Consider the following 814-nt stretch of genomic DNA (forward strand, 5'->3'; position numbering starts at 1 on the left):
CCTTCACGGATTGCGAAACGCAGACCGTCGTCCATCGCGATTGGGTGGATCAGCGTCACAACCATCTTGATGTTGTCGCCTGGCATTACCATCTCAACGCCTTCTGGCAGTTCGATGGTACCGGTCACGTCAGTTGTACGGAAGTAGAACTGTGGACGGTAGCCTTTGAAGAACGGAGTATGACGGCCGCCTTCGTCTTTGGACAGGATGTACACTTCAGATTCGAACTTGGTGTGTGGCTTGATTGAGCCTGGCTTCGCCAGAACCTGACCTCGTTCGATTTCTTCACGTTTGATACCACGCAGCAGAACACCAACGTTCTCACCAGCACGGCCTTCGTCCAGCAGTTTGCGGAACATTTCAACGCCAGTACAGGTAGACTTCGCAGTCTCTTTGATACCAACGATTTCAACTTCTTCGCCAACTTTGATGATACCGCGCTCTACACGACCGGTAACAACGGTACCACGACCGGAGATGGAGAATACGTCTTCGATTGGCAGCAGGAATGGCTTGTCAATCGCACGCTCTGGTTCTGGGATGTAAGAATCCAGGAAGCCAGCCAGTTCGATGATTTTCGCTTCCCACTCTGCTTCGCCTTCCAGCGCTTTCAGAGCAGAACCACGAACGATTGGGGTATCGTCGCCTGGGAAATCGTACTGAGACAGCAGTTCACGAACTTCCATCTCTACCAGTTCCAGCAGCTCTTCGTCATCAACCATGTCACATTTGTTCAGGAACACGATGATGAAAGGAACGCCTACCTGACGACCCAGCAGGATGTGCTCACGAGTCTGAGGCATTGGGCCGTCAG

Annotated in this window: 1 protein-coding gene; it reads right to left on the reverse strand. The window is 52.3% G+C overall.

Going from position 1 to position 814, the window contains the following annotated elements:
• Nucleotides 1–814, reverse strand: an 814-nt coding sequence (locus N037_RS15605; RefSeq protein WP_032642035.1) for an elongation factor Tu, incomplete at both ends; no start/stop codon positions are given.

This window comes from Enterobacter sp. EGD-HP1, from assembly GCF_000733275.2.
Classification (GTDB): domain Bacteria; phylum Pseudomonadota; class Gammaproteobacteria; order Enterobacterales; family Enterobacteriaceae; genus Enterobacter.